The sequence below is a fragment of the Streptomyces sp. NPDC006193 genome (assembly GCF_040613915.1).
Taxonomy (GTDB): domain Bacteria; phylum Actinomycetota; class Actinomycetes; order Streptomycetales; family Streptomycetaceae; genus Streptomyces.
This window is the reverse complement of sequence record NZ_JBEXTB010000046.1, coordinates 1-24,358: the sequence shown is the minus strand read 5'-3', so window position 1 is coordinate 24,358 and position 24,358 is coordinate 1. Positions and strand designations below refer to the sequence as shown.

Sequence of the window (24,358 nt, the reverse complement as noted above, 5' to 3'; positions counted from 1 at the left end):
CCACCGGAGACGGACGGCCCCCGCGCCCGGCCGCCGCCCCGGTCCGGCGGCGGCCGGCCCGGCCGGGGCGCGGGGACCTGCGCGAACGGACCCCGCGCCCCCGCGGCCGCGGTGCGGCCCGCGCGGCACGGTACGGCCCCCGCAGGTCGCGGTGCGGGCGGCGGCCCCGGCCCGGCGGGCGCCCGTCAGCCCAGGTCGCCCTCGGCCGTGAGCTCCGCCAGCCGCACCAGCGTGCGCACCGCGGATCCGGTGCCGCCCTTAGGCGTGTACCCGAACGGCCCGCCCTCGTTGAACGCCGGCCCGGCGATGTCCAGGTGCGCCCAGGTGATCCCCTCGCCCACGAACTCGCGCAGGAACAGACCGGCCACCAGCCCGCCGCCCCACCGCTCGCCCATGTTCGCGATGTCGGCCACGGGCGACTCCATGCCCTTGCGCAGGTGCTCCGGCAGCGGCATCGGCCAGGCCGGCTCGCCGACCTCCTCCGCCGCCTCGTGCACCGCGGTGCGGAACGCGTCGTCGTTGGTCATCACGCCGAACGTCCGGCTGCCCAGCGCCAGCACCATCGCGCCGGTCAGCGTGGCCACGTCGACGATCGCGTCCGGGTTCTCCTGGGAGGCCGCCCACAGCGCGTCGGCGAGGACCAGCCGGCCCTCGGCGTCGGTGTTGAGCACCTCGACGGTCTTGCCGCTGTACATGCGCAGCACGTCACCGGGGCGCACCGCCGAGCCGGACGGCATGTTCTCGGCCAGCGCCAGCCAGCCGGTGACGTCGACCTCCAGGCCGAGGCGCGCGGCGGCGACGACGGCGGCGAACACCGCGGCCGCACCGCTCATGTCGCACTTCATCGTCTCGTTGTGGCCGGCCGGCTTCAGCGAGATGCCGCCGGAGTCGTAGGTGATGCCCTTGCCGACGAAGGCGAGGTGCTTCTTCGCCTCGGGGTGCCGGTACGACAGCTTCACCAGGCGCGGGGCGGCCGCGGAGCCGCCGCCGACGCCGAGGATGCCGCCGTAGCCTCCCTTGATCAGCGCCTTCTCGTCGAGCACCTGCACCGTGAGGCCGTGCTCCTCGGCCGCGGTCCGGGTGAGGTCGGCGAAGGCGGCGGGGGTGAGGTCGTTCGGCGGCATGTTGACCAGGTCGCGGGCGCGGTTCAGCTCCTCGCAGACCGCGACCGCGCGGGCGACCGCACCCTTGTGGGCGGCGTCGCGCGGCTTGCCGCCGAGCAGCGCGGCCTCGGCCAGCGGCGCCTTGCCGTTCTTGGCCCGGGCGTCCTGCGCGCCGCCCTTGTAGACGTCGAAGGAGTACGCGCCGAGCAGGACGCCCTCGCCGATCGCGCCGATCGCGCCGGGGCCGTCGACCGGCAGCGCGAACGCGGCCTTCCTGGACCCGGCGAGCGCGCGGGCGGCCACGCCGGCGGCCCGGCGCAGCGCCTCCGGCTCGTAGCCGGGGGCCGCGTCCTCGTCCTCGTCCTCGCCCGCGCCGGGCTCGGCGCCCAGGCCCACCGCCACCACGAGCGGGGCCTTGAAGCCGGCCGGCGCGGGCAGCTTGGTCAGCTCGCCCTCGGCACCCGAGGCGCCGAGGGTCTCCAGGAGGCCGGCCAGCCTGCCGTCGTACGCCTTGTCCACGGCCTCGGCGCCCGGCGCGACGACGGGCCCCTGGGCGCCCTTGGCGACACCGATCACGATCGCGTCGGCCCGCAGGCCGGGCGCCGCGGCGGTGCTGAGAGTCAGAGCAGTCACGGTGGTGAGATCTCGCTTCCGATGTGAAGTTGCTGTGGCCGAAACGGGGTGGGTCGGACGGGCCCGGAGCCGGCCCTGGTCCCGGCCTGGGAACAGGGGGCACCGGGGCCTTCAGCCTGCCGGCGAACACCCGGGACGAGACTACGCGCGTGCGCGCTTTCGCTCATTCCTTCGGGTGTTCCTCCGTGCCCGGCGCCCGGTCCGCTCCTCCCGTCCGCACCCCCGTGACCTGAGCCGCGGCGCACCGGATCCCGGGCGCGCGCCGGCCGCCGGTGCGCGCGATGTCGCCGGATCGTGGGAAACCGCCGTACGGCCCGAGAGCGCGGCGGGCCGGGGGGTGCGGCGCCCGGAGCGTCCTAAGGGCCCAGGGCCAGCACGGCCAGCGCGGTCGTCGCCGCCGTCTCCGCCAGCGCGCCGAACACGTCCCCGGTGACCCCGCCGAAGCGGCGGACGCAGCGGCGCAGCAGCAGCTGGGCGGCGACGAGGGCGGCGGCCACCGCAAGGGCGGCGCGGACGCCGTCGTGACCGCCCAGGCAGGCGCCCGCCGCCCCGGCAGCCGCCACCGCGCCGGCCGCCAGCGCCGGGGCCGCCCCCCTCGGCACCACCCCGGCCACCGCGGCCCCCAGTCCCTCCGGGCGGGCGGCCGGGACGCCGGTGCGGGCGGCCAGGGTCAGCGCCAGCCGGGCCGCGACCGCCGAGGCCACGGCCGCCAGGGCGCCCCGCGCCCAGGAGCCGTCGTAGAGCTGCGCCAGCACCGCCGCCTGGGCCAGCAGCACCAGGACCAGGGTGAGCACCCCGAACGGCCCGATGTCCGACTGCTTCATGATCCGGAGGGCGTCCTCGGCGGGCTTCCCGCTGCCCAGCCCGTCGGCGGTGTCGGCGAGTCCGTCGAGGTGCAGCCCCCGGGTCAGCGCGGCGGGCACCGCGACCGAGGCGACCGCCGCGAGCGGCGGACCGGCCCCCAGGACGAGCAGCAGCAGCCCGAGCCCGGCCGCGCAGCCGCCGACGACCAGCCCGGCCAGCGGGGCCCACAGCATGCCCCCGCGTGCGGCGCCCCGGTCCCAGCGGCGCACCCGCACGGGCAGCACGGTGAGCGTGCCGAAGGCGAACCGGAGCCCGTCGAACGCGGAGGACGACGACGGAGAGGACGACGACGGAGAGGACGTGGAGGACGAGGACACCGGCGCAGACTACCCGCCGCCCCCGGGCCCCCACCCCCCCGCCGGGGACGGCGGGCCCCCGCGGGCCGGTGGGGATAAAGTGCGCACATGGGGCACTGGTGGGTGCGCAACATCGTGGAGCCGGGCAAGCTTCCGCTGCTGCTCGCCCTCGGCGCCTTCGTGCTGACCTTCGTCCTCACCCGGGCCGTCACCCGCCTGATCCGCGCCGGCAGGGGGCCGTTCGGCAACGTCAAGGCGGGCGGCGTGCACATCCACCACGTCGTCCCCGGGGTCGTCCTCACCGTCGTCGGCGGCTTCGGCGCGGTGGCCAGCGACCGGCACGGCGCCGGCGGGGCCGTCGCGGCCGTCGTGTTCGGGGCGGGCGCGGGACTGGTGCTGGACGAGTTCGCGCTGATCCTGCACCTGGACGACGTCTACTGGACCGAGGAGGGCCGCAAGAGCGTCGAGGCCGTCGTGCTCACCGCGGCCCTCGTCGGCCTGCTGCTCGCCGGATTCGCGCCGTTCGGCGTCGACGACCTCAGCCGGGACGAGCTGGCGGACCGGGGCACGGTCGTCTCCAGCATCGCCGGGAACTTCCTCCTCTCCCTCGTCGCCCTGGTCAAGGGCAAGGCCCGCGTCGCGGTGTTCGGGGTGATCGTGCCGCTGGTCGCGCTCGTCGGCGCGCTCCGCCTGGCCCGCCCCGGCTCCCTGTGGGCCCGCCGCTTCTACGGCCGCCGCCCCCGCGCCCGCGCCCGGGCGGCCCTGCGCGCCTACCGCCACGACCGGCGCTGGACCCGGCCGCGCCGCGCCTTTCAGGACTTCATCGGCGGCAAGCCCGACCCCCGCCCGGCGCGCCTGCCCGACCACCGGTGAGGGGCCGGGCGCGGCAGCCCCCCGCCCCGGTGCCGCAGCGCCGCCGACAGGCACAGCAGCCCCACGGCCGTCAGCGCGGCCAGGTGCTCCTTGCCCGCCAGGTTCTCCTTCACCAGCACCTCGACGACCATCGCCAGGGTCACCGCGCCCACCGTCGCGTAGGCGCCGTACCGCCAGCCGGTGAACACCGCGAGCCCCACGACGGCGGCCGACGGGCCGGTGTCCACCACCTGGCCGTCGGTCCACGGCAGCCCGAACGGGGCGTGCGGGCCGAGGGTGACGCCGACGCGCGCGTACAGGGTGCCGGCGAGCGTGGCGGCGTAGGCGATGACCAGCGTCCGCCACCGCCCCAGGCACACCTCGGCGATCCCGAACACCAGCAGGATCTGCGCCAGCGCCCCCCACACCGGCAGGTCCGGCGCCGGCACGAACAGCGACAGGGGAGTGCGCAGCAGGGCGGCCCCCAGCGGGTCCCCGGCCCGGACGGCGCCCAGGTCCTGCACCACCTCGTAGCCCCACGGCCGGTTCTGCGCGTACTGCAGCAGCGCCGTCAGGCACACCGCCGCGAGGGTCATCGGGAGCGCCCGCGGCCCCCGCCGGCGCAGGGGTCCGCGCGCGGCGGCGCACAGCGGCCCCCACTCGGCACGGGCCCAGCGGGCGAGCGTGTTCATCGGGCGTCCCTCACCGGTGCGTGTCCAGGTGGCCGCGCCGCAGCCACGTCGGCAGGCCCCGCAGGAAGCCCTCCGCGCGGGCCGAGGCGAGGCCGATGCGCGGCAGGTCCGCGCTCTTCTCGAAGAGCAGGAACCGCGGCTCCCAGATGGGCCGGTACTTGGCGTTGGCGCGGTACAGCGACTCGATCTGCCACCAGCGGGAGAAGAAGCTGAGCAGCGACCGCCACAGCCTCAGCACCGGTCCGGCCCCGAGGCGCGCGCCACGTTCGAAGACCGACCGGAACATCGCGAAGTTGAGCGAGACCTGCGTGATCCCGATCTCGCCGGCCTGCCGCAGCAGCTCGATGACCATGAACTCCATCAGCCCGTTGTCGGAGTCCCGGTCGCGCCGCATCAGGTCGAGCGACAGCCCGTGCGGCCCCCACGGCACGAAGGAGAGCAGCGCCCGCAGCCGCCCCTGGGCGTCGGTGCACTCGCACATCACGCACCGGCCGTCCCCGGGGTCGCCGAGCCGGCCGAGCGCCATGCTGAACCCGCGTTCGGTCGCCCCGTCGCGCCAGTGGTCGGCGCGCTCGACCAGGGAGGCCATCTCACCGGCCGGGATGTCCTCGTGCCGCCGGACGCGCACCCGGTACCCGGCCCGCTTCACCCGGTTGTGAGCCTGCCGGACGGTGCGCATCGCCCGCCCCTCCAGGGTGAACTCGGCGACGTCCACGATGGCCTCGTCCCCGAGTTCCAGCGCGTCCAGACCGTGCCGGGCGTAGACCGTGCCCGCCTCCTCGCTCGCCCCCATGACCGCCGGGATCCACCCGTGCGCCCGTGCCTGGGCGAGCCACGGCGCGATCGCCCCCGGCCAGGCCTCCGGGTCACCGAGGGGATCGCCGGACGCGAGGCTCACGCCGCCGACCACCCGGTAGGCGACGGCCGCCTTCCCGGTCGGCGACCACACCACGCTCTTCTCCCGGCGCAGCGCGAAGTAGCCGAGGGAGTCCCGCTCGCCGTGCCGCTCCAGCAGGGCCCGCAGCCGCTTCTCGTCGTCCTCGGTGAGCGGGTCCACGGCGCGCCGGGAGCGGAACGCGGCGTAGCCGACGGCGAGGACGAGCGCCGTGCTGAGCACGTTGATCACCACGTTCGCCCAGGTGGGCGGGTCGATCCCCGGGAAGCGTGACTCCTCGGCGGCCACGGACACCAGCCGCAGGGCGCCGTAGTGCCAGCGCTCCGCGAACGTGGAACGGGCCGTGTCCGGAGCCCGGTCGGTGACCGTCACCAGCAGCCCGGCCAGCAGGCTCGCGGCGAGCCCGCCGCCGACGGCCACCGTGGCCGCGAGCCGGGGGTTGGACCGGTCGCCCTTGGCGTAGAACTCCCGGCGCCCGAGGAGCAGCGCGCCCACGAAGGCGGCCGTCAGCGCCAGCGAGACCCAGTTCTGCGCGTACCCGCGGATCTCCGGGAACGTCATCGCGAAGGTGAACAGGGCCAGGAACAGCCCGCTCATCACGAGGTTGAGGATCCAGGCGGCCCGCTTGCGGCGCCGCATGGTGATCGCCAGGAAGGCGGTGAAGACACCGGAGGCGAAGCCGGCCGTCAGCAGGTACGGCGTGAAGAGGTCGTCCTGGTTGTGCCGGCGCACGTCCTGGCCGAGCGAGACCCACACTCCGCTGAGGAAGTTGATGGAGGCGACGGTCCGCAGGTACCAGACGGCGAACGCGGCGGCCCGCCGGGAGACCCCGGTGGACCGCCGCGCCCGCTCGCCCGCCCGCTCCGGCTCGGCTCGCTGCTCCACGGCAATTCGGGCATCTCCCATGACACAGGATCATAGGTGCGCAGCTCCGGCGAACAGGACATTCCAGCCTGGGTGGGGGTGCGGGCTCTCCTCCGCCGGTCACCGCGCGCCGCCGCGCGGACCGGCACGTCGTGCGGGTGCGCTCCGGCTACTCCGCCGTCCCCGTCTTCTCTTCCCCCTCTTCGTTGTCTTCCTTGTCTTCCTTGTCCGGCTCCTGCGCCTTCCCCGTCCCCTGCCCGGCCTCCGGCCGCTCCGCCCGCCCCGGCAGTGCATCCTCGCCCGGCTGTTCCGGCTGTTCCGGCTGTTCCGGCCGCTCGGGCAGTTCGGCGGCGAGCGCGGCCGCGGCCCGGACCAGCGGCAGCGCCAGCAGCGCGCCCACGCCCTCGCCGACCTTCACCCCCTGCTCCAGCAGCGGCTCCAGGGCCATCCGGTCCAGCGCCTTCGCCTGTGCCGGCTCGCCGCTGTCGTGCCCGGCCAGCCACCAGTCCGGCGCCCGGAACGCGACCCGCTGCGCGACCAGCGCGCACGCCGCGGCCACCACCCCGTCGAGCACGACCGGCAGCTTCCGCACGGCGCACTGCAGCAGGAACCCGGTCATCGCCGCGAGGTCCGCCCCGCCCACGGCCGCCAGCAGCCGCATCTGGTCCCCGAGCACCGGCCGGGCCCGCCGCAGCGCGTCCCGCACCGCGGCGCACTTGCGCATCCACGCCAGGTCGTCGATCGCGAGCCCGCCCCGCCCGGTCACCACGGACGCGTCGGTTCCGCACAGCGCGGCGACGAGCACCGCGGCCGCCGTGGTGCCGCCCACGCTGACGTCGCCGAGCAGCACCAGATCGGTCCCCGAGTCGGCCTCCTCGTCGGCGACCGCGACACCCGCGCGCAGCGCCGCCTCGGCCTCCTCCTCGGTGAGCGCGTCCTCGACGTCGATACGGCCGCTGCCGCGCCGCACCCGGTGCCGCACGACGTCCTGCGGGAAGGCGTCCGGCGCACAGTCCAGGGCCATGTCCACGACCCGTACGGGCACCTCCAGCCGGCGGGCCAGCACGGCCACCGGACTCGTTCCCTCCAGCACCGCCCGCACCAGGCGCTCCGCGCCGCCCGCGGGCCGCGCCGAGACGCCCAGCCCGGCGATGCCGTGGTCACCGGCGAACAGCACCACCCGGGGCCGCTCGATGGGCCGCACCGGTACGGCGCCCTGCGCGGCGGCCAGCCACTCGCCCAGCTCGTCGAGGCGGCCCAGCGCCCCCGGCGGCACGATCTGGCGCTCCCGCCGGGCCTCGGCGTCACGGCGCACGCCCCCGTCCGGGCGCTCGATCAGATCGGTGAAGTCGTCCAGATCAATCCTGCTCATTCGCCGAACAGTACCGCCAGCCGGCGCAGCCCTCCCCGCCACACCGCCACCGCGCCGAGGCGGCGTCGTTGCACCTCACGTCGGTATCCCATACGTTCCGCTTTGCAGCGGAATGTCGCACAGGGAGCCGCCCATGCCGACCTCGCCCCTCACCGGCCGGACCACCGCCCCGTCCGATCCCTTCCACGAGCCGCGCCGCGAGGACTGCCCCTGGTGCGGCTCGCGCCGTCTGCGCACCCGGCTGCGCGCGCCCGACCCGCTGCGGCACCGGCCCGGCACCTTCGTCCTCGACGCGTGCCGCGACTGCGCCCACGTCTTCCAGAACCCCCGGCTCACCGCGGAGGGGCACGCCTTCTTCCACCGTGACTTCTACGAGAGGCACCTGGAGGAGTTCTCCGCCCCCCTCCTCTCCGCCCGCGCGGTCCGGCGCCGGCACCGCGCCGCCGCCCGGCGCCTGTCGGCGCTGCGCGAACCGGAGAGCTGGCTCGACGTCGGCACCGGCCACGGCCGCTTCCCCGAGGCGGCGAAGGAGTTCTTCCCGTACACCAGCTTCGACGGGCTGGACCCGACGGCCCGCGTGGAGCAGGCGCTGCTGGAGGGCCGCGTGGAGGAGGCGCACCGGGGTCTTCTGACGACCCCGGGGACGGCGGACCGGCTGGCCGGCCGCTACGACGTGGTCAGCATGTTCCGCCATCTGGAGCACGTGCCCGACCCGCGCGCCGAACTGCGGGCCGCGCTGACGGTGCTGCGCCCCGGCGGGCACCTCGTCGTCGAAGCGCCCGACCCGCGCTGCCTGTTCGCCCTGCTCCTCGGCAAGCGGTGGCTGCCCCACGGCCAGCCCCGCCACCTGCACCTGGTGCCCCTGGCCAACCTCCGCGCGGAACTCGAGGCCCGGGGCTGCGCGGTGCTGGTCACGGACCGCCGGGACCCGCACGTGCCATACGACCTGTCGGCGGCCGTCGCCCTGTCCCTGACCCACGTCCACCCGGCGATCCGGTGGGCGGCCGCGCCGGCGCGGGCGCTGGCCTCGGTCCTGGACCGAGGGTGCGCCCCGCTGTTCCGGCGCACGCGCTTCTCGAACGCGTACCGGGTCGTGGCGCGGAAGGAGGTGCGCTGAGCGCGGCACACCGCCGGCCGCCGCGCACCGCGCCACTCACCCCCGCAGCACCAGGGCCTGACCCGCGACCACCAGCACCAGGTGCTCGCACTCGTCCGCGAACGCCGCGTTCAGCCGGCCCAGTTCGTCCCGGTACCGCCGCCCGGAGGCGGTCGCCGGCACGATGCCCGAGCCCACCTCGTTGGAGACGGCCACCACGGTCCGCCGGGTGGAGCGCAGCGCCGACGTCAGTTCCCGCACCCGCTCCCGCAGCGCCTTCTCGCCGCCGCCCGCCCACTCCGCGTCGTCCCACGCCCCGACCGCGTCCATGACGTCCGTCAGCCACAGCGACAGGCAGTCGATCAGCACCGGCGGGCCGTCCTGCGCGAGCACCGGCACCAGGTCCGTCGTCTCCGCCGTCCGCCACGACCCCGGCCGCCGCTCCCGGTGCGCGGCCACCCGGGACGCCCACTCGGCGTCCCCGCCCCGCGTGCCGCCCGTCGCCACGTACAGCACGTCCGGGAACGCCTCCAGCCGCCGCTCCGCCTCCACCGACTTGCCCGAGCGGGCCCCGCCGAGCACCAGCGTCCGGCGCGGCACGTCCGGCACCTCCTCGTACGCCCCGACCACCAGCGTCGTGCCGTCCGGCACCGCCCGCGCCCCGGCCGCCGCGAGCCGGCGCCGCAACTCCGCGCCGGGCGGCACGTCGTGGTCCAGGTGGACGGCGAGCACGTCCGTCGTCGGGCCGGCCCAGCCGGCCGCGCGGAGCCGGGCCAGCGCGTCGGGGCGGCCCACGACGTCCAGCAGCACCATGTCGTACGGCTCCGCCGCCTCCTGCGGGCCGGCCGGCGCCCCGCCCGGCGGCAGGTACAGCAGCCGCTGCCCGTCCGGCCCGGTCACCGCGTACCCGGTGCCGCCCGCGTCCATCGCGAGGGCCCGCACCCGATGCCCCGTCAGCAGCGCCAACTCCCGCCCGTCCGGCACCCGTCCGGGCTGCGGCAGCCCGGCCGGCACCTCCACCGCCGGCCCGTTGTGCGGATGCGACAGCAGCACCTGCCGCACCCCGCCCAGCGAATGCCCGGCACGGGCCGCGGCGAACGCCGCACCCGGCGTCAGGTCGAGCAGCAGCGCCCCGTCCACGAGCGCCGCGGTCGCGGCCCGCGCGTCCGGCCCGAGCGCGGTCGCGCAGGCGGCGCAGGAGCAGTCGGGGCGAGGCAGGCCCGCGGGGGCACCGGTACCGAGCAGAGTGACGTCCACGGACCGATTTTCGCCTGTCCGCACGGGCAGCGCTCATCCGCGGCCCCGCGCGGGGGGCGCGGGACCGCGCCGGTACGCCCCCTCACGGGGGACGGCCGGGGGAGCGGCCGCGCCCGTGCGCTCCCGTCGGCGCCGAGGTGGTCTGACGGCCGGCCCGGCGCAGCGCATACGCTGCGGGCACGTGTTGGATCAAAGGAGGCCCACATGACGGCATGGACGTGGCGGTTCGAGAAGGCCGACGGGACGGCGGTCCAGCCCGCCGTGCAGCCCGAGGAGTTCACCACGCAGGGGGATGCCGAGTCCTGGATCGGCGAGCACTGGAAGGCGCTCCAGGAGGGCGGCGCCGACCAGGTGCGGCTGTTCGAGGAGAACACCGAGATCTACGGGCCGATGAGCCTGCACGCCGACGCGTGACCTGCCGGCGGTGAGGAGGGGCGGCCCCCCTCCTCACTGCTCGCCCAGCGTCACCTGCGCCGTGCGCCGCGCGCCGTCCCGCTGGAACGTCACCGTCGTCCGCTGCCCCGGCCTGTCCGCCGCCAGCGCCTCGGCGAGCGAGGTGACGGTGGTGACGGCCCGGTCGCCCAGCGCGGTGATGATGTCGCCGGGCCGCAGCCCCGCCCGGTCGGCCGCGCCGCCGCCGCGGACGCTGACCACCGCCGCCCCGGCCGGCCGGTAGCGGTCGTCCACGACCGTCCGGGCGGTGATGTCGAGGGCCGCCCGCCCGGAGTCGACGACCTTGCCCTCCTTGACGATCTGCTCGGCGACCGTCTTCACCATGGACGCCGGGATTGCGAACCCGATGCCGGGCGCCGCGCTGTTGCCGAGGCTCGGGTCGGCCGCGGCGAGCGTCGGGATGCCGATGACCCGCCCGTCCAGGTCGACCAGGGCGCCGCCGCTGTTGCCGGGGTTGATGGCGGCCGACGTCTGCACCATGTTGGCGATGGTCGCGCCCGTGCCTCCGCCCGCGTCGCCCTCGCTGACGGTCCGTCCGGTCGCCGAGACGATGCCCTGGGTCACGCTGGACGACAGCCCCAGCGGCGAGCCCATCGCCAGCACGATCTGGCCGACCTCGACCTTCTCCGAGTCGCCGAGCACCGCCGGCTTCAGCCCGGCCGGCAGCCTGTCCAGCCTGATGACGGCGAGGTCCTGCTCGGGGTAGGAGTAGACCAGGCTCGCGGTCAACGGCTCCTCGCTGTTGGCCGTGGTCACCTGGAAGGTCTTCTCCGGCCCCACCACGTGCGCGTTGGTGACGATGTGCCCCTTGCCGTCGTACACCACCCCGGAGCCCAGGTCGTCGCGCGCCCGGATCTGCACGACCGACGGCAGGACCTCCCTGATCACCTTCTGGTAGCGGCTCTGCAGGTCCTCCGCGGCCATCGGCGCGGCCGCCCGGGCGGTCCGCGCGGTGGCCGGCCCGGCCGGGACGGCGGGGGCGGTGCAGCCGGCGGCGAGGACCGCGCCGCACACCAGCGCGGCGGCCGCGGCGGCCCTCGCCCGGGCACGGGTACGGGAAACGTCCATGCCCCGAGTCTCACCGCACGGTGATCACCCGGCCCGCGCTGTTGCCCCGAACGGGCTCAGCCGCGTACGCCGCACAGATGCAGCAGCGCCGCCACCCCGCGGTAGGGGTCGGTGCGGCCGGCCCGCTCCTCCACCGCCAGCAGCGTCTGAAGGTCGTCGGGGACCGCCGCGTCGTCCGCCGTCGTGTCCGTGAAGACGCGGACGCCGTACCAGGCGTGCAGCGGGGCCGCGATGCCGTCGAGGGTGGCGGTGAGCGCGGCCAGCCGGTCGGCCCGGAGGTCCAGGCCGGAGTGGGGGCGGTGGGCGGTGCTGTCGAAGGCGGCCAGGGCGCCCGGCCAGTCACCGGCGAGACCGGGCCGCATGGCGAGCGCGTCGCCGTTGCGCACCAGCAGGGAGAGCAGGCCGCCGGGGGCCAGCACCCGGGCCAGGCCCGCCACCACCGGGTCGGGTTCCTCCACGTGCATCAGCACGTCGTGGCAGAGCACCACGTCGAAGCTGCCCGGCAGGAAGTGCACGCCGGTGTCCCGGCCGTCGCCCTGCATCAGCCGGACCCTCTCCCGGATGCCCTCCGGTTCCCGGGCCACGGTTTCGCGGGCGGCGGCGATCAGCCCCGCATCCCGCTCCATGCCGGTCACCTGGTGGCCGAGCCGGGCCAGCCGCAGCGCCTGCGTGCCGCGGCCCATTCCCACGTCGAGCACCCGCAGGCGCCGGCCGACCGGGAACCGCCCGGCTATCTGCTCGTCCAGCTGCCGGGCCACCAGCTCCTGCCGCACCACGTCGCGCAGACCGCCCGGCCCGTGGGGCCGGGCATCGGCCGCACCCCCGGCGAAAGCGTCAGCGCTCAGGGCCGCTCTCCGCGCTTGACCTGCGGCTTCGGCAGCCGGAGCCGGCGCATCTGGAGGGAGCGCATCAGCGCGTAGGCGACCGCGCCGCGCGTGTTCTCGTCCCCGAAGCGCTCCTTGAGCCGCTTCCTCAGCCCGAAGCCGCTGACCGCCGCGTCCAGCACGATCAGCACGATCACCACCAGCCACAGCAGCAGCGCGATCGTCTGGACGGAGGGCACCCGCACCACGCTCAGCACGAGGATCACGACGGCGAGCGGCAGGAAGAACTCCGCCACGTTGAACCGCGAGTCCACCCAGTCGCGGGCGAAGCGGCGGACCGGGCCCCGGTCGCGGGCCGGGAGGTACCGCTCGTCACCGCCGGCCAGCGCCTGCCGCTGGCGCTCCAGCGCCTGCCGCCGCTCCTCGCGCTGACGCCTCGCGGCCTCCTTGCGGGACGTCGGCGTGTTGGCGACGCTGCGGCGCCGGGACTGGGCCTGGCTGCGCTTGGGCGTGGGCCGGCCCTTCGGGGCCTGCGGGTCACGGGGCTGCTTGGAGTCGGTCACCACCGCCTTGTCGGCGGGGGCCTTCTCTTCCTTGGCACGGCTACGGAACACAAAACCCAAGGGTAAGGGCTGCCCGGGCATGGACGGCCGCCCGGTGGGGAACGATCCGGCAACGCCGGACGTCTGTAGGGGGACGGGGCGGGCACGCAGAGGGAGGCCCGGGCGGGCGCGGAGGGGGCGCCATGGGTGGGTCACCTACTCCCTGCGCCGGAGCGGCGCGGTCCGCAGTCGTCCTCGGGGATGAGCGCATCACTCCCCGAACAGTGCGGTAATGGAGACAGGGCCCGTACTGTGGGTTCTGTCGCAGGATCGGTGAGCTGGAGTCCGTCAGAAGGGGGCGCGCGAAGCCCATGAGCGGTGTCATGAAGCGTATGGGGATGATCTTCCGCGCGAAGGCGAACAAGGCCCTTGACCGGGCCGAGGACCCGCGCGAAACCCTCGATTACTCCTACCAGAAGCAGCTGGAGCTGCTGCAGAAGGTGCGGCGCGGCGTCGCCGACGTGGCGACCAGCCGCAAGCGCCTGGAGCTCCAGCTCAACCAGCTGCAGCAGCAGTCCTCCAAGCTGGAGGACCAGGGCCGCAAGGCGCTCGCCCTCGGCCGCGAGGACCTGGCCCGCGAAGCGCTGTCCCGGCGCGCCGCCCTCCAGCAGCAGGTGACGGACCTCGAGACGCAGCACGCGACCCTCCAGGGCGAGGAGGAGAAGCTCACCCTGGCGGCCCAGCGCCTCCAGGCGAAGGTGGACGCCTTCCGCACGAAGAAGGAGACCATCAAGGCCACCTACACCGCCGCCCAGGCCCAGACCCGCATCGGCGAGGCCTTCTCGGGCATCTCCGAGGAGATGGGCGACGTCGGCCTGGCCATCCAGCGCGCCGAGGACAAGACCGCACAGCTGCAGGCCCGGGCCGGCGCCATCGACGAACTGCTCGCCTCCGGCGCCCTGGACGACCCGTCCGGCATGCACAAGGACGACCTCCAGGCCGAGCTGGACCGGCTCTCCGGTGGTACGGATGTAGAGCTGGAACTGCAGCGCATGAAGGCCGAGCTGGCCGGAGGCTCCTCTCAGCAGGCCATCGAGGGCGGCGCCGGGCAGCCGCAGTCCCAGCAGCAGCCGCAGGACACCCCGCGCTTCGACAAGCAGTGACCCGTCCGGCGCCGGGGCCCGAGCCGAGGAGGCCGAAGTGATCGTACGGATCATGGGGGAGGGCCAGGTGAGGCTGGACGACGCCCACCTCGCCGAGCTGGACGAGCTGGACGACGAACTGCTGGCCGAGGTGGAGAGCGGCGACGGCGAGGGCTTCCGCCGCACTCTCACCGCCCTGCTGGACGCCGTCCGCCGGCTCGGCACGCCGCTGCCGGACGCGTCGCTGGAGCCGTCGGAACTGATCCTGCCGTCGGCCGACGCGACGCTGGAGGAAGTACGGGAGCTGCTCGGCGACGGCGGGCTGATCCCCGGCTGACCCGCGGCCGGTCCCCGGCCGAGGGGACGGCGCCGGGCGGCCGGCGCGCCGCCGGCCGAGGAGCCGCGGCTCTCGCTAACCGGTGGCGGCGCGGGGGCGCACAGGGGGGCACGGCGGCACCCCGATCGCCCTGCCCGGCCCACTGCGCGCGCCGTACTGTTCACCCGTGAGCACCCTGGACGGCGCACGCCGCCGACTCAAGGCCCACCCGCTCGTCCTCGACGCGGCCCTCGCCGCGGGCGTCCTCGTCTGCATGGCCGCCGGCTCCTTCGTCATACCGAGAGGCGAGAACGGCGTCACCTGGGGGCTGCGCACCCCCGAGCCCCTCAGCCTGCTCCTCATGCTGCTCGGCGCCGCGGCCCTCGTCCTGCGCCGCCGCGCCCCGAAGGCGGTCCTCGCCGTCACCGGCACCGTCTCCCTGGTCGAGTGCGTCACCGGCGACCCGCGCGCCCCGGTCGCGATGTCCGCCGTCGTCGCCCTGTACACCGTGGCCGCGACCACGGACCGCGCCACCACCTGGCGCCTCGGCCTGCTCACCACGACCGTGCTGACGGCCGCCGCCGTGCTGGCCGGACCGCTGCCCTGGTACGCCCAGGAGAACCTCGGCGTCCTCGCCTGGACCGGTATCGGCGCCACCGCGGGGGACGCCGTACGCAGCCGCCGCGCGGTCGTCCAGGCCATCCGGGACCGCGCCGAACGCGCCGAACGCACCCGCGAGGAGGAGGCCCGCCGCCGCGTCGCGGAGGAGCGGCTGCGCATCGCCCGTGATCTGCACGACGTCGTCGCCCACCTCATCGCCCTGGTCAACGTGCAGGCCGGTGTCGCCGCGCACGTCATCGACAAGCGCCCCGACCAGGCCAAGGAGGCCCTCGCCCACGTCCGCGAGGCCAGCCGCAGCGCGCTCGACGAGCTCCGCGCCACCGTCGGCCTGCTCCGCCAGTCCGGCGATCCGGCGGCCCCCACCGAACCCGCCCCGGGACTGGACCGTCTGGAGGAACTCGTCGCCACCTTCCGCAGCGCGGGTCTCCCGGTGGACGTCGCCCGCACCGACCAGGGCACCGCGCTGCCCGCCGCCGTCGACCTGGCCGCCTACCGGATCGTCCAGGAGGCGCTGACCAACGTGCGCAAGCACGCGGGTCCGCATGCGCGGGCCGAGGTGAGCGTGGTGCGCGTCGGACCGCACGTGGAGCTCACCGTCCTCGACGACGGCCCGGGCAGGCCCGGCCCGCCCGGGGACGGCGGCGGGCACGGGCTGCTCGGCATGCGCGAGCGGGTCGCCGCGCTCGGCGGCACCCTGACCACCGGGCCCCGCTACGGCGGCGGCTTCCGCGTCCATGCGATCCTGCCCGTCAAGACGACGGCCCAGGGGGAGTCCGCATGACGATCCGCGTCCTGCTCGCCGACGATCAGGCGCTGCTGCGCAGCGCGTTCCGGGTGCTGGTCGACTCCGAGCCCGACATGGAGGTGGTGGGGGAGGCCGCCGACGGTGCGGAGGCGGTGCGGCTGGCCCGGGAGCACACCCCGGACGTGGTCCTCATGGACATCCGGATGCCCGGCGCCGACGGTCTCGCCGCCACCCGCCGCATCAGCGCCGACCCCCGCCTCGGGCAGGTCCGCGTGGTCATCCTGACCACCTTCGAGGTCGACGACCACGTCGTCCAGGCTCTGCGGGCCGGGGCCTCCGGCTTCCTCGGCAAGGGCAGCGAGCCGGCGGAACTGCTCAACGCCATCCGGGTCGCCGCAGGCGGCGAGGCGCTGCTGTCCCCGGCGGCCACCAAGGGCCTGATCGCCCGTTTCCTCGCCCAGGGCGGCGACGGCCACGGCCCGGACCCCGCCCGCGCGGAGCGGCTCGGCGCGCTCACCGGCAGGGAGCGGGAGGTCCTCGTCCAGGTCGCCGGCGGCCACTCCAACGACGAGATCGCCGAACGCCTCGCGGTCAGCCCGCTGACGGTGAAGACGCACGTCAACCGGGCCATGGCCAAGCTCGGCGCGCGGGACCGGGCGCAGCTCGTGGTGATCGCGTACGAATCGGGGCTGGTGCGTCCCCGGACCGAGTGAACCGGGGCCGCCCCCGAGGGCGCGGCCCCGGCGCGCGTCGCACCGCCGCGGCTACGGCAGCGCCAGCATCCGCTCCAGCGCCAGCTTGGCGAACGCCTCCGTCTCCTTGTCGACCTGGATGCGGTTGACCAGGTTGCCCTCGGCCAGGGACTCCAGGGCCCAGACCAGGTGCGGCAGGTCGATGCGGTTCATGGTCGAGCAGAAGCAGACCGTCCTGTCGAGGAAGACGACCTCCTTGCCCTCGGGCGCGAAACGATTCGCCAGGCGGCGGACCAGGTTCAGCTCCGTGCCGACGGCCCACTTGGAGCCGGCCGGGGCGGCCTCCAGGGTCTTGATGATGTACTCGGTCGAGCCGACGTGGTCCGCCGCGGCCACGACCTCGTGCCGGCACTCCGGGTGCACGAGGACGTTCACGCCGGGGATGCGCGCGCGGACGTCCTGGACGGAGTCCAGGTTGAAGCGGCCGTGCACCGAGCAGTGGCCGCGCCACAGGATCATCTTGGCCGCGCGCAGCTCGTCGGCGGTCAGGCCGCCGTTCGGCTTGTGCGGGTTGTAGACCACGCAGTCGTCCAGGGACATGCCCATGTCCCGGACGGCGGTGTTGCGGCCCAGGTGCTGGTCCGGCAGGAACAGCACCTTTTCCCCCTGCTCGAAGGCCCAGTCCAGGGCGCGCCGGGCGTTGGAGGAGGTGCAGATGGTGCCGCCGTGCTTGCCCGTGAACGCCTTGATGTCGGCGGAGGAGTTCATGTACGAGACCGGGACGACCTGCTCGGCGATCCCGGCCTCGGTCAGCACGTCCCAGCACTCCGCGACCTGCTCGGCCGTCGCCATGTCGGCCATGGAGCAGCCGGCGGCGAGGTCGGGCAGGACGACCTTCTGGTCGTCGGAGGTGAGGATGTCCGCCGACTCGGCCATGAAGTGCACACCGCAGAAGACGATGTACTCGGCCTCCGGGCGCGCGGCCGCGTCCCGGGCCAGCTTGAAGGAGTCGCCCGTGACGTCGGCGAACTGGATGACCTCGTCGCGCTGGTAGTGGTGGCCGAGCACGAAGACCTTGTCGCCGAGCTTCTCCTTGGCCGCGCGGGCGCGCTCGACCAGATCGGGGTCGGACGGCGACGGCAGGTCACCGGGACACTCGACGCCCCGCTCGCTCCTGGGGTCGGCCTCACGGCCGAGCAGCAGCAGGGCGAGCGGCGTCGGCTGCACGTCGAGCTCCGGGGTCTGGGCGGTGGTCACCACACGCACCCTTTCTACTTTTCGTCTAACTGACGCTATCTATCATAACCGCTTCATGTCACTTTGACGATGGCCATAGCGTCGATGTGACGTGAATCCCGTCTCGGGTCCCCCTCGAGGCCGCTGTCCGCCTTGCGGGGCATGTGCGAGCATGAAGAAGGAACACGAAACGCGACCACGCGACTGCCCGGCCCGGAATGAATCCGCGAAGGCGCCGGTTGCACTCGTCGGCAAGCAGTCTCCGTACAACCCGGGAGAGATGTAGATGTCCGTATCGGACGAGACCACCACCGTCACCGACGGCATCATCCTGACCGACGCCGCCGCGGCCAAGGTCAAGGCCCTGCTCGACCAGGAAGGCCGCGACGACCTGGCGCTGCGCGTCGCCGTCCAGCCCGGCGGCTGCTCCGGCCTGCGCTACCAGCTCTTCTTCGACGAGCGCTCGCTCGACGGCGACGTGGAGAAGGACTTCGGCGGAGTCAAGGTGGTCACCGACCGCATGAGCGCCCCCTACCTGGGCGGCGCCACCATCGACTTCGTGGACACCATCGAGAAGCAGGGCTTCACGATCGACAACCCGAACGCGACCGGCTCCTGCGCCTGCGGCGACTCCTTCAGCTGAGCCGACCGGGCGCACCCCGGCGGTGCGAGAAAGGCGGCGGTCCCCTGTCCCGGGCCCGCCGCCTTCGTCCGTCCCCGCCTTCGCCCGTCCGGGAGCGGTTCAGCGCGGCCGCGCCGACGCGTCCGGACGCAACGTGCCCGGCTTCGCCGCGGGGATCCGCCCGCCGTCCTCACCGACCACCGTCCGCCCGCCCAGCGGCGCGTCCAGCGTCACGGTCTTCACATACTGCTTGGCGATCAGCACGCAGACCTTGCCCGGCCAGGGCCTCTCCACGACCTTCACCGTCACCCGGCCGCCGCTCTCCCGCACCGAGGTCTTGTAGTCGGCGCAGACCCCGCCGGTGAAGCCCAGGGACAGCGTGCGCCCGTCGGCCGTGTAGGCGTTCACCTTCACGCCCCGGCTCCGCCCGGGCGTCCCGGGCCCCTCCGGCGCCGCGGAGGGGAGCGCCGGGGACGGGGACGCCGGCGCCAGGTACGCCGGGTCGACCGCCGGGTACGTCACCGTGTACGTCTCGCCGGCCGCGGATCCCCGCACCCGGAACAGCCAGGACGGCACCAGCGTCTGCCGGCCGCCGACGGAGTGCGCGGCCAGCCCGAACTCCGCCTTCTGCACGGTGACCGTGGCCGCGGCCCGCCCCGGCGTCCCGGTGGACGCCCCGCAGGACCCCTCCGGCCGGTCCTCCGGCGCCGCCGGACCGGCGCAGCCGCCGGTCCCCGTCCGCCGGCCGTCCTTCGCCCCGTTCAGCAGCTCCAGCGTCCTGCGCGCGTCCAGCACGGGATACACGTCGCCCTTCACCGGCGCGGCCAGCAGCCCGTGCCCGCCGACCAGCGCGCCCTGCCGGCCGACGGTCAGGCCGGTCGTCCAGCCGTAGGTGGGCAGCCCGCCGACCACCGGGTCGGCGTCGACCACCCGCCGGGCGCCCATGACCCGGCCCGCGTCGATCCTCGCGCCGCCGAGCCCCGCCGCCTTCAGCACCGGCGCCGCCGCCCTCTCGGCGGCGGCCGCGCTCACCGGCTCGCCCGCCGGGGCGCCCGGGTCCCGGGTGCAGACGGTCACCTTCCGGCAGTCGTCGGTGCCGGGCGCGTACCGGCTGAACGTCCAGGCGCCCGGCGCGTCCCGGCCGACCTGCAGGCGCGGCCCTGACCCGTCCGGCCCGCCGGCCCGCCAGGTCCGCCCCTCGGCCACCGGCGCCCCGTCGATCCCGAGCGCCTTCGCCAGCCGGGCCACCTGTTCCCGGCCGACCTCCGCCCTCGGCTCGTACACGGGCGCCGAGCCGGGCCCGTCGGGCAGCTCGCCCCGCGCCACGTACCGGACGCCGTACGGATCGGGCTCCCCGGGCGCGATGCCGGCGGTGGGGCCCGCCGCCCAGCCGTCCAGGGCCAGCGGCGGGGGAGCGCCGCCGCCGGAGGCGGCCGGGCCGCCCGCGCGGACGCCCGTGCCGCCGTCCGCGGCGAGGTACGCGCCACCGCCGCCGGCCAGCAGCACGGCCGCGGCGGCGACGGACACGGCAAAGGCGGAGGACCGCCGCCGCCCGCGCCCGTCCCCGGCCTCTCCGGCTTCCTCGGAGGCACGCGGCGCCCCGACGGGCCCGGCCGCCCGAGAGGCCTCCCCGGCCTCCACGGCGCGGGCGGCCTCGGCGGCCGCGGCCGCCCGGGTTCCGGCCGCCCCCGTGGCCTCGGGAGCCCGGTGAGCCTCGGTGACCCCGGCCGCCGCAGGCCGGGCGGGCTCGGCCGGGGATTCCTGGGGGGCCGCGGGAACCTCCGCGTGCCGGGAGTTCTCAGGCCGCTCGGTGTTCACCGCATCGCTCCTCGCTGGGTCGTGTCCCGCGTCCCCTGCGCGGGGGACGGCGATGGGACGCGGCAGGGGAGCGCACGGTTCCCGGGCGTGCCCGCGGGCGCGTCAGTCGCCGTAGTCCGACATCGCGTCCAGCAGCCGCGCGGACCGCACGGGCACGGTCACCCCGTGGATCGAGGACGGCGGCACGGGCCCGGGCTCGGCGGGCTCCGGGACCGCCCAGTGCGGGGCCATCCGGGCGCAGTCGCCGCGCAGCGCGGCGAGTCCGCCGTCGAGGTCCGCCGGGGCGTGGGAGGTGACCTTGAGGTTCGTCATGACCGCACCGTAGGCACGTCACCGGCCGCGAAGAAAGATCTACTATCGGGTAGTTTCGCCAGCTTCAGCAGCGGCTCCCGACCGGGTAGCGTGAACTGTCAACCCAGCCTCCCGCAGGAGAATGCCGACGTGCGCATCGCAGTCACCGGCTCCATCGCCACCGACCACCTCATGACCTTCCCCGGCCGCTTCGCCGACCAGTTCGTCGCGGACCAGCTGCACACGGTCTCGCTCTCCTTCCTGGTCGACAACCTCGACGTGCGCCGGGGCGGCGTCGGCGCGAACATCGCCTTCGGCATGGGCCAGCTCGGCACCCGGCCGATCCTGGTCGGCGCCGCCGGCTTCGACTTCGACGAGTACCGGGCCTGGCTCGACCGGCACGGCGTGGACACCGAGTCGGTCCGCATCTCCGAGACCCTGCACACCGCCCGCTTCGTGTGCACCACCGACGCCGACCACAACCAGATCGGCTCCTTCTACACCGGTGCGATGAGCGAGGCCCGCCAGATCGAGCTGAAGACCGTCGCGGACCGCGTGGGCGGCCTCGACCTGGTCCTCATCGGCGCCGACGACCCGGAGGCGATGCTCCGCCACACCGAGGAGTGCCGCTCCCGCGCCATCCCCTTCGCGGCCGACTTCTCCCAGCAGATCGCCCGTATGGAGGGCGAGGAGATCCGGATACTGCTGGACGGGGCGACCTACCTCTTCTCCAACGAGTACGAGAAGGGGCTCATCGAGGCGAAGACCGGCTGGAGCGACGCCGAGATCCTGTCCCGGGTCGGCCACCGCGTCACCACGCTCGGCTCGCGCGGCGTCCGCATCGAGCGGACCGGCCAGGACCCGATCGAGGTCGGCTGCCCGGACGAGGAGCTCAAGGCCGACCCCACCGGCGTCGGCGACGCCTTCCGCGCGGGATTCCTCTCCGGGCTGGCCTGGGGGGTTTCGCTGGAGCGGGCGGCGCAGGTCGGGTGCATGCTCGCCACGCTCGTCATCGAGACCGTCGGCACGCAGGAGTACCAGCTGCGCCGGGGCCACTTCATGCAGCGGTTCACCAAGGCGTACGGGGAAGCGGCCGCCGAAGAGGTGCAGGCCCACCTGCGCTGAGCGCGCCGGCCGCACCGGCGCCGGCCGCGGGTGCGCGGGTCCGGCCGCGTCCGTCCCGCGCCCCCGGCGGCGCCGCCCCTCTCCGCCCGGCCGCTGTCAGGACACCCTGCGGACCAGGTACGCCACGCCCCGCTCCGCCGGTTCCTCCCCGGCGTACTCCTGCCCCCGCATCTCGCACCACGCCGGAATGTCCAGCCGGGCGGCCTCGTCGTCGGACAGCACCCGTACGGTGCCGCCCACCGGCACGTCCCCGATCACCTTGGCCAGCTCGATGACCGGGATCGGGCACCGCTTGCCGAGGGAGTCGACGAGCAGCTCCCGCGCCCGGACGGCCGTCGCGGGGGCCGCCGCGCCCAGTTTCTCCCGCACGCCGGCCACCGCGCCCGGCAGGACCTGCAGGAAGCGCTCGACGTCCGCCTCCGCCGCGCCCGGCGGCAGGGACACCCGTACGTTGCCCTCGCTCAGCACGCCCATCGCCTCCAGCACATGGCTGGGCGTCAGCGTGCTGCTCGTGCAGGAGGAGCCGGAGGAGACCGAGAAACCGGCCCGGTCCAGCTCGTGCAGCAGCGCCTCCCCGTCGACGTACAGGCACGAGAAGGTGACGATGCCCGGCAGCCGCCGCTCCGCGTCGCCCACCACCTCCGCGTCCGGCACCAGTTCCGGCACCCGCGCCCGGATCCGCTCGGTCAGCGCCCGCAGCCGTGCCGCCTCCCGGTCGGCCTCGGCCCGCACGGCGCGCAGCGAGGCCACGGCCGCGACGATCGCCGGGATGTTCTCGAAGCCGGGCGCCCGGCCCGACTCCCGTTCGTCCACCGGTCCCGGAGCGGCGAACCGCACCCCCTTGCGCACGACGAGCAGCCCGACCCCCGGCGGCCCGCCCCACTTGTGCGCGCTCGCCGTCAGCAGGGACCAGTCGCCGCCGACCGGTCCCCACCCCAGCGACTGCGCCGCGTCCACCAGCAGCGGCACCCCGGCCGCCCGGCACGCCCCGGCCACCTCGGCCACCGGCTGCACGGTTCCCACCTCGTGGTTGGCCGACTGCAGGCAGGCCAGCGCGGTGTCCGGGCGCAGCGCGGCGGCGTAGGCCGACGGGTCGACGGCGCCCGTCCGGTCCACGGGGATCCGGGTGACCGGCCCGCCCTCCGCCTCCCACACCTGCGCCGAATGGAGGACGCAGGAGTGTTCGACGGCGGACACGATCAGGTGGCGTCCCACCCGCCGCCGCCCGGCCAGCGCCCCGGCGACGCCCGTGTGCACGGCCCGGGTGCCGGAGGAGGTGAACACCACCTCGTCCGCCCGGCAGCCGACGGCCTCGGCGGCCGCCTCCCGCGCGGCGTCCAGCAGCATCCGCGCCTTGCGCCCCTCCCGGTGGAGCCGGGCCGGATCGGCCCATCCCTCGTCCAGGGAGGCCGACAGGGCCTGGCGGGCCACGGGGTGGAGGGGAGCGGCGGAAGCAGCGTCGAAGTAGGCCATGCGGCCACGCTAGACCGCCGCCCGGAGCGGTGCCCCGAAGGGTGCCGGGCGGTGGCGCCGGCGGTACCGCCACAGGGCGCGACCGGCCCCGACGACTCCCCGGCCGCCGATCAAGCGAACGACCCGGTTCAGTAGGCACCCCTCCTCGCGAACCCTCGGAGAGGGTGGGCTAGGGTTTGCTCCGCATAAACATCCAAACCCCTGCCCGACGCAGGGCGGCGACCGACCAGCGAGAAGGCCGCAGCCAACCGCGCGGGCGAGACTCTCGGGAAGGCGCTACGTGAGTCCCAACGGCTCCGACCGCTCGCCGCGGCGCCCGATGCGGCGGAAGCTGCTGCAGGCACTGACCGCGGGCCTGGTCCTGGCGACCGCAACCGGTTGCACATACAAGGACTTCCCCCGCCTTGGCATGCCCACCCCGACCACGGAAGAGGCTCCGCGGATCCTCTCCCTGTGGCAGGGTTCCTGGGCTGCCGCGCTCGCCGTCGGCGTGCTGGTGTGGGGCCTGATCCTGTGGAGTGCTTTCTTCCACCGGCGCAGTCGCACGAAGGTCGAAGTACCTCCGCAGACCCGTTACAACATGCCGATCGAGGCCCTGTACACAGTGGTCCCGATCATCATCATCTCGGTGCTCTTCTACTTCACGGCCCGGGACGAGTCGAAGCTCCTCGACACCTCGAAGAAGCCCGACGTCACGGTCAACGTGGTGGGCTTCCAGTGGAGCTGGGGCTTCAACTACATCGCCGACGTCCCCGGTTCCACCGGTGACGCCAGGACCGACAAGAATCTGAACGCCATTCCGGACAAGCTGCGGGACCAGTTCCCGGCGAAGGCCGGCGGCGTCTACGACGTCGGCACGCCCGGCACCCGGAACCCGCAGACCGGCAACCCGGGCCCGACGCTCTGGCTGCCCAAGGGCAAGACGGTGCGCTTCGTCCTGACCTCGCGGGACGTCATCCACTCCTTCTGGGTGGTGCCGTTCCTGATGAAGCAGGACGTCATCCCGGGCCACACCAACGCCTTCCAGGTGACCCCCAACAAGGAGGGCACCTTCCTCGGCAAGTGCGCTGAGCTCTGCGGCGTCGACCACTCGCGGATGCTGTTCAACGTGAAGGTCGTCTCCCCCGAGCGCTACGAGCAGCACCTCAGGGAGCTCGCGCAGAAGGGGCAGACCGGTTACATTCCGGCCGGCATCGCGCAGACGAGCCACGAGAAGAACCAGAGGACGAACAACCTGTGAGCATCCTCAACGAACCCCAGGGTGCCGCGGCAGCTGAGGACTCGTACGAGAACGAGCTGCCGGTCCGGCGCAAGCAGCCTGGCAATGTCGTGGTGAAGTGGCTGACGACCACCGATCACAAGACGATCGGTACGCTGTATCTGGCGACGTCGTTCGCGTTCTTCCTGATCGGTGGCGTGATGGCGCTGCTCATGCGCGCCGAGCTGGCCCGGCCGGGTCTGCAGGT

Annotated in this window: 23 protein-coding genes and 1 pseudogene; 11 read left to right on the top strand and 13 right to left on the bottom strand. The window is 74.9% G+C overall.

Annotated features, from left to right (window positions below; genetic code table 11):
- Nucleotides 1–185: 185 nt before the first annotated feature.
- Both ABZ261_RS28285 and ABZ261_RS28280 read right to left on the bottom strand, forming a co-directional pair.
- Complete coding sequence (locus ABZ261_RS28285; protein WP_356863984.1) at nt 186–1,736, bottom strand: leucyl aminopeptidase; 1,551 nt, start codon at nt 1,734–1,736, stop codon at nt 186–188.
- Nucleotides 1,737–2,092: 356 nt separating this feature from the next.
- Nucleotides 2,093–2,917: an adenosylcobinamide-GDP ribazoletransferase gene (locus ABZ261_RS28280; RefSeq protein ID WP_356863982.1), complete on the bottom strand. Its 825-nt coding sequence runs from the start codon at nt 2,915–2,917 to the stop codon at nt 2,093–2,095.
- An 87-nt stretch (nt 2,918–3,004) separates the two neighbouring features.
- Between ABZ261_RS28280 and ABZ261_RS28275 the strand changes: the two genes are divergently transcribed.
- Nucleotides 3,005–3,769, top strand: coding sequence for a hypothetical protein (locus ABZ261_RS28275; protein ID WP_356863980.1), 765 nt, complete (start codon nt 3,005–3,007; stop codon nt 3,767–3,769).
- Here ABZ261_RS28275 and ABZ261_RS28270 read toward each other — a convergent pair.
- The 3 genes from ABZ261_RS28270 to cobT all read right to left on the bottom strand — a co-directional run bounded on the left by ABZ261_RS28270 (nt 3,709) and on the right by cobT (nt 7,571).
- A complete protein-coding gene (locus ABZ261_RS28270; RefSeq protein WP_356863978.1) occupies nt 3,709–4,440 on the bottom strand; it encodes a hypothetical protein in 732 nt (243 codons plus the stop codon). The two genes, ABZ261_RS28275 and ABZ261_RS28270, sit on opposite strands and share 61 nt — an antisense overlap.
- Nucleotides 4,441–4,450: 10 nt before the next feature.
- Nucleotides 4,451–6,241, bottom strand: a complete 1,791-nt coding sequence (locus ABZ261_RS28265) for a phosphatidylglycerol lysyltransferase domain-containing protein (protein ID WP_356863977.1) — start codon at nt 6,239–6,241, stop codon at nt 4,451–4,453.
- 127 nt (nt 6,242–6,368) lie between these two features.
- Nucleotides 6,369–7,571, bottom strand: a complete 1,203-nt coding sequence (gene cobT, locus ABZ261_RS28260; RefSeq protein WP_356863975.1) for a nicotinate-nucleotide--dimethylbenzimidazole phosphoribosyltransferase — start codon at nt 7,569–7,571, stop codon at nt 6,369–6,371.
- Between the two features lie 133 nt (nt 7,572–7,704).
- On the opposite strand from cobT, the gene ABZ261_RS28255 reads away from it, so the two are divergent.
- Nucleotides 7,705–8,688: a class I SAM-dependent methyltransferase gene (locus ABZ261_RS28255; RefSeq protein WP_356863973.1), complete on the top strand. Its 984-nt coding sequence runs from the start codon at nt 7,705–7,707 to the stop codon at nt 8,686–8,688.
- A gap of 36 nt (nt 8,689–8,724) precedes the next feature.
- Here the strand turns inward: ABZ261_RS28255 and ABZ261_RS28250 are convergent, their stop codons facing one another.
- Entirely contained in the window at nt 8,725–9,924 is a 1,200-nt protein-coding gene (locus ABZ261_RS28250) for a bifunctional adenosylcobinamide kinase/adenosylcobinamide-phosphate guanylyltransferase (RefSeq protein WP_356863971.1), read from the bottom strand.
- 204 nt (nt 9,925–10,128) lie between these two features.
- Here ABZ261_RS28250 and ABZ261_RS28245 point away from each other — a divergent pair, with 204 nt between their 5' ends.
- Nucleotides 10,129–10,338 carry a hypothetical protein gene (locus tag ABZ261_RS28245; RefSeq protein ID WP_356863970.1) on the top strand — a complete coding sequence of 70 codons (210 nt, stop codon included), beginning with the start codon at nt 10,129–10,131 and terminating at the stop codon, nt 10,336–10,338.
- A gap of 33 nt (nt 10,339–10,371) precedes the next feature.
- On the opposite strand, the gene ABZ261_RS28240 is transcribed toward ABZ261_RS28245, so the two are convergent.
- The 3 genes from ABZ261_RS28240 to ABZ261_RS28230 all read right to left on the bottom strand — a co-directional run bounded on the left by ABZ261_RS28240 (nt 10,372) and on the right by ABZ261_RS28230 (nt 12,913).
- On the bottom strand, nt 10,372–11,445 hold the full coding sequence (locus ABZ261_RS28240) for a trypsin-like peptidase domain-containing protein (RefSeq protein ID WP_356863968.1): 1,074 nt from the start codon (nt 11,443–11,445) through the stop codon (nt 10,372–10,374).
- Nucleotides 11,446–11,501: 56 nt separating this feature from the next.
- Nucleotides 11,502–12,203, bottom strand: coding sequence for a methyltransferase domain-containing protein (locus tag ABZ261_RS28235; RefSeq protein ID WP_356864004.1), 702 nt, complete (start codon nt 12,201–12,203; stop codon nt 11,502–11,504).
- Between the two features lie 83 nt (nt 12,204–12,286).
- On the bottom strand, nt 12,287–12,913 hold the full coding sequence (locus ABZ261_RS28230; RefSeq protein WP_356863966.1) for a DUF3043 domain-containing protein: 627 nt from the start codon (nt 12,911–12,913) through the stop codon (nt 12,287–12,289).
- Between the two features lie 281 nt (nt 12,914–13,194).
- Between ABZ261_RS28230 and ABZ261_RS28225 the strand changes: the two genes are divergently transcribed.
- The 4 genes from ABZ261_RS28225 to ABZ261_RS28210 all read left to right on the top strand — a co-directional run bounded on the left by ABZ261_RS28225 (nt 13,195) and on the right by ABZ261_RS28210 (nt 16,348).
- Entirely contained in the window at nt 13,195–13,974 is a 780-nt protein-coding gene (locus tag ABZ261_RS28225) for a PspA/IM30 family protein (protein ID WP_356863965.1), read from the top strand.
- A gap of 37 nt (nt 13,975–14,011) precedes the next feature.
- Nucleotides 14,012–14,290: a hypothetical protein gene (locus ABZ261_RS28220; RefSeq protein ID WP_356863963.1), complete on the top strand. Its 279-nt coding sequence runs from the start codon at nt 14,012–14,014 to the stop codon at nt 14,288–14,290.
- A 166-nt stretch (nt 14,291–14,456) separates the two neighbouring features.
- Entirely contained in the window at nt 14,457–15,671 is a 1,215-nt protein-coding gene (locus tag ABZ261_RS28215; protein WP_356863961.1) for a histidine kinase, read from the top strand.
- On the top strand, nt 15,668–16,348 hold the full coding sequence (locus ABZ261_RS28210) for a response regulator transcription factor (RefSeq protein ID WP_356863959.1): 681 nt from the start codon (nt 15,668–15,670) through the stop codon (nt 16,346–16,348). The genes ABZ261_RS28215 and ABZ261_RS28210 overlap by 4 nt, the downstream gene beginning before the upstream one ends.
- 51 nt (nt 16,349–16,399) lie before the next feature.
- On the opposite strand, the gene nadA is transcribed toward ABZ261_RS28210, so the two are convergent.
- Nucleotides 16,400–17,584, bottom strand: a complete 1,185-nt coding sequence (gene nadA / locus ABZ261_RS28205; protein ID WP_356863957.1) for a quinolinate synthase NadA — start codon at nt 17,582–17,584, stop codon at nt 16,400–16,402.
- Between the two features lie 265 nt (nt 17,585–17,849).
- Here nadA and ABZ261_RS28200 point away from each other — a divergent pair, with 265 nt between their 5' ends.
- A complete protein-coding gene (locus ABZ261_RS28200) occupies nt 17,850–18,206 on the top strand; it encodes an iron-sulfur cluster assembly accessory protein (protein WP_028422454.1) in 357 nt (118 codons plus the stop codon).
- A gap of 99 nt (nt 18,207–18,305) precedes the next feature.
- Here ABZ261_RS28200 and ABZ261_RS28195 read toward each other — a convergent pair whose 3' ends face one another.
- The gene (locus tag ABZ261_RS28195; RefSeq protein WP_356863955.1) at nt 18,306–19,712 is read right to left on the bottom strand and encodes a hypothetical protein; all 1,407 of its coding nucleotides are present in this window, start codon (nt 19,710–19,712) and stop codon (nt 18,306–18,308) included.
- 393 nt (nt 19,713–20,105) lie between these two features.
- A complete protein-coding gene (locus tag ABZ261_RS28190) occupies nt 20,106–20,315 on the bottom strand; it encodes a hypothetical protein (RefSeq protein WP_356863953.1) in 210 nt (69 codons plus the stop codon).
- Between the two features lie 129 nt (nt 20,316–20,444).
- Between ABZ261_RS28190 and ABZ261_RS28185 the strand changes: the two genes are divergently transcribed.
- Nucleotides 20,445–21,419, top strand: coding sequence for a carbohydrate kinase family protein (locus ABZ261_RS28185; RefSeq protein WP_356863951.1), 975 nt, complete (start codon nt 20,445–20,447; stop codon nt 21,417–21,419).
- Between the two features lie 96 nt (nt 21,420–21,515).
- Here ABZ261_RS28185 and ABZ261_RS28180 read toward each other — a convergent pair whose 3' ends face one another.
- Complete coding sequence (locus ABZ261_RS28180; RefSeq protein WP_356863949.1) at nt 21,516–22,892, bottom strand: aminotransferase class V-fold PLP-dependent enzyme; 1,377 nt, start codon at nt 22,890–22,892, stop codon at nt 21,516–21,518.
- A gap of 280 nt (nt 22,893–23,172) precedes the next feature.
- Here ABZ261_RS28180 and coxB point away from each other — a divergent pair, with 280 nt between their 5' ends.
- Nucleotides 23,173–24,132: a cytochrome c oxidase subunit II gene (gene coxB / locus ABZ261_RS28175; RefSeq protein ID WP_356863947.1), complete on the top strand. Its 960-nt coding sequence runs from the start codon at nt 23,173–23,175 to the stop codon at nt 24,130–24,132.
- Nucleotides 24,129–24,358, top strand: a pseudogene (locus ABZ261_RS28170) (cytochrome ubiquinol oxidase subunit I); the annotation flags it as partial. The gene coxB and the pseudogene ABZ261_RS28170, both read left to right, overlap by 4 nt.

Bases quoted from the DNA above. Each gene is read 5' to 3' on its own strand.
- ABZ261_RS28275 (WP_356863980.1), top strand. From the start codon at position 3,005: ATGGGGCACTGGTGGGTGCGCAACATCGTGGAGCCGGGCAAGCTTCCG.
- ABZ261_RS28270 (WP_356863978.1), bottom strand. From the start codon at position 4,440: ATGAACACGCTCGCCCGCTGGGCCCGTGCCGAGTGGGGGCCGCTGTGC.
- ABZ261_RS28265 (WP_356863977.1), bottom strand. From the start codon at position 6,241: ATGGGAGATGCCCGAATTGCCGTGGAGCAGCGAGCCGAGCCGGAGCGG.
- cobT (WP_356863975.1), bottom strand. From the start codon at position 7,571: ATGAGCAGGATTGATCTGGACGACTTCACCGATCTGATCGAGCGCCCG.
- ABZ261_RS28255 (WP_356863973.1), top strand. From the start codon at position 7,705: ATGCCGACCTCGCCCCTCACCGGCCGGACCACCGCCCCGTCCGATCCC.
- ABZ261_RS28245 (WP_356863970.1), top strand. From the start codon at position 10,129: ATGACGGCATGGACGTGGCGGTTCGAGAAGGCCGACGGGACGGCGGTC.
- ABZ261_RS28240 (WP_356863968.1), bottom strand. From the start codon at position 11,445: ATGGACGTTTCCCGTACCCGTGCCCGGGCGAGGGCCGCCGCGGCCGCC.
- ABZ261_RS28230 (WP_356863966.1), bottom strand. From the start codon at position 12,913: ATGCCCGGGCAGCCCTTACCCTTGGGTTTTGTGTTCCGTAGCCGTGCC.
- ABZ261_RS28225 (WP_356863965.1), top strand. From the start codon at position 13,195: ATGAAGCGTATGGGGATGATCTTCCGCGCGAAGGCGAACAAGGCCCTT.
- ABZ261_RS28210 (WP_356863959.1), top strand. From the start codon at position 15,668: ATGACGATCCGCGTCCTGCTCGCCGACGATCAGGCGCTGCTGCGCAGC.
- ABZ261_RS28200 (WP_028422454.1), top strand. From the start codon at position 17,850: ATGTCCGTATCGGACGAGACCACCACCGTCACCGACGGCATCATCCTG.
- ABZ261_RS28190 (WP_356863953.1), bottom strand. From the start codon at position 20,315: ATGACGAACCTCAAGGTCACCTCCCACGCCCCGGCGGACCTCGACGGC.
- ABZ261_RS28180 (WP_356863949.1), bottom strand. From the start codon at position 22,892: ATGGCCTACTTCGACGCTGCTTCCGCCGCTCCCCTCCACCCCGTGGCC.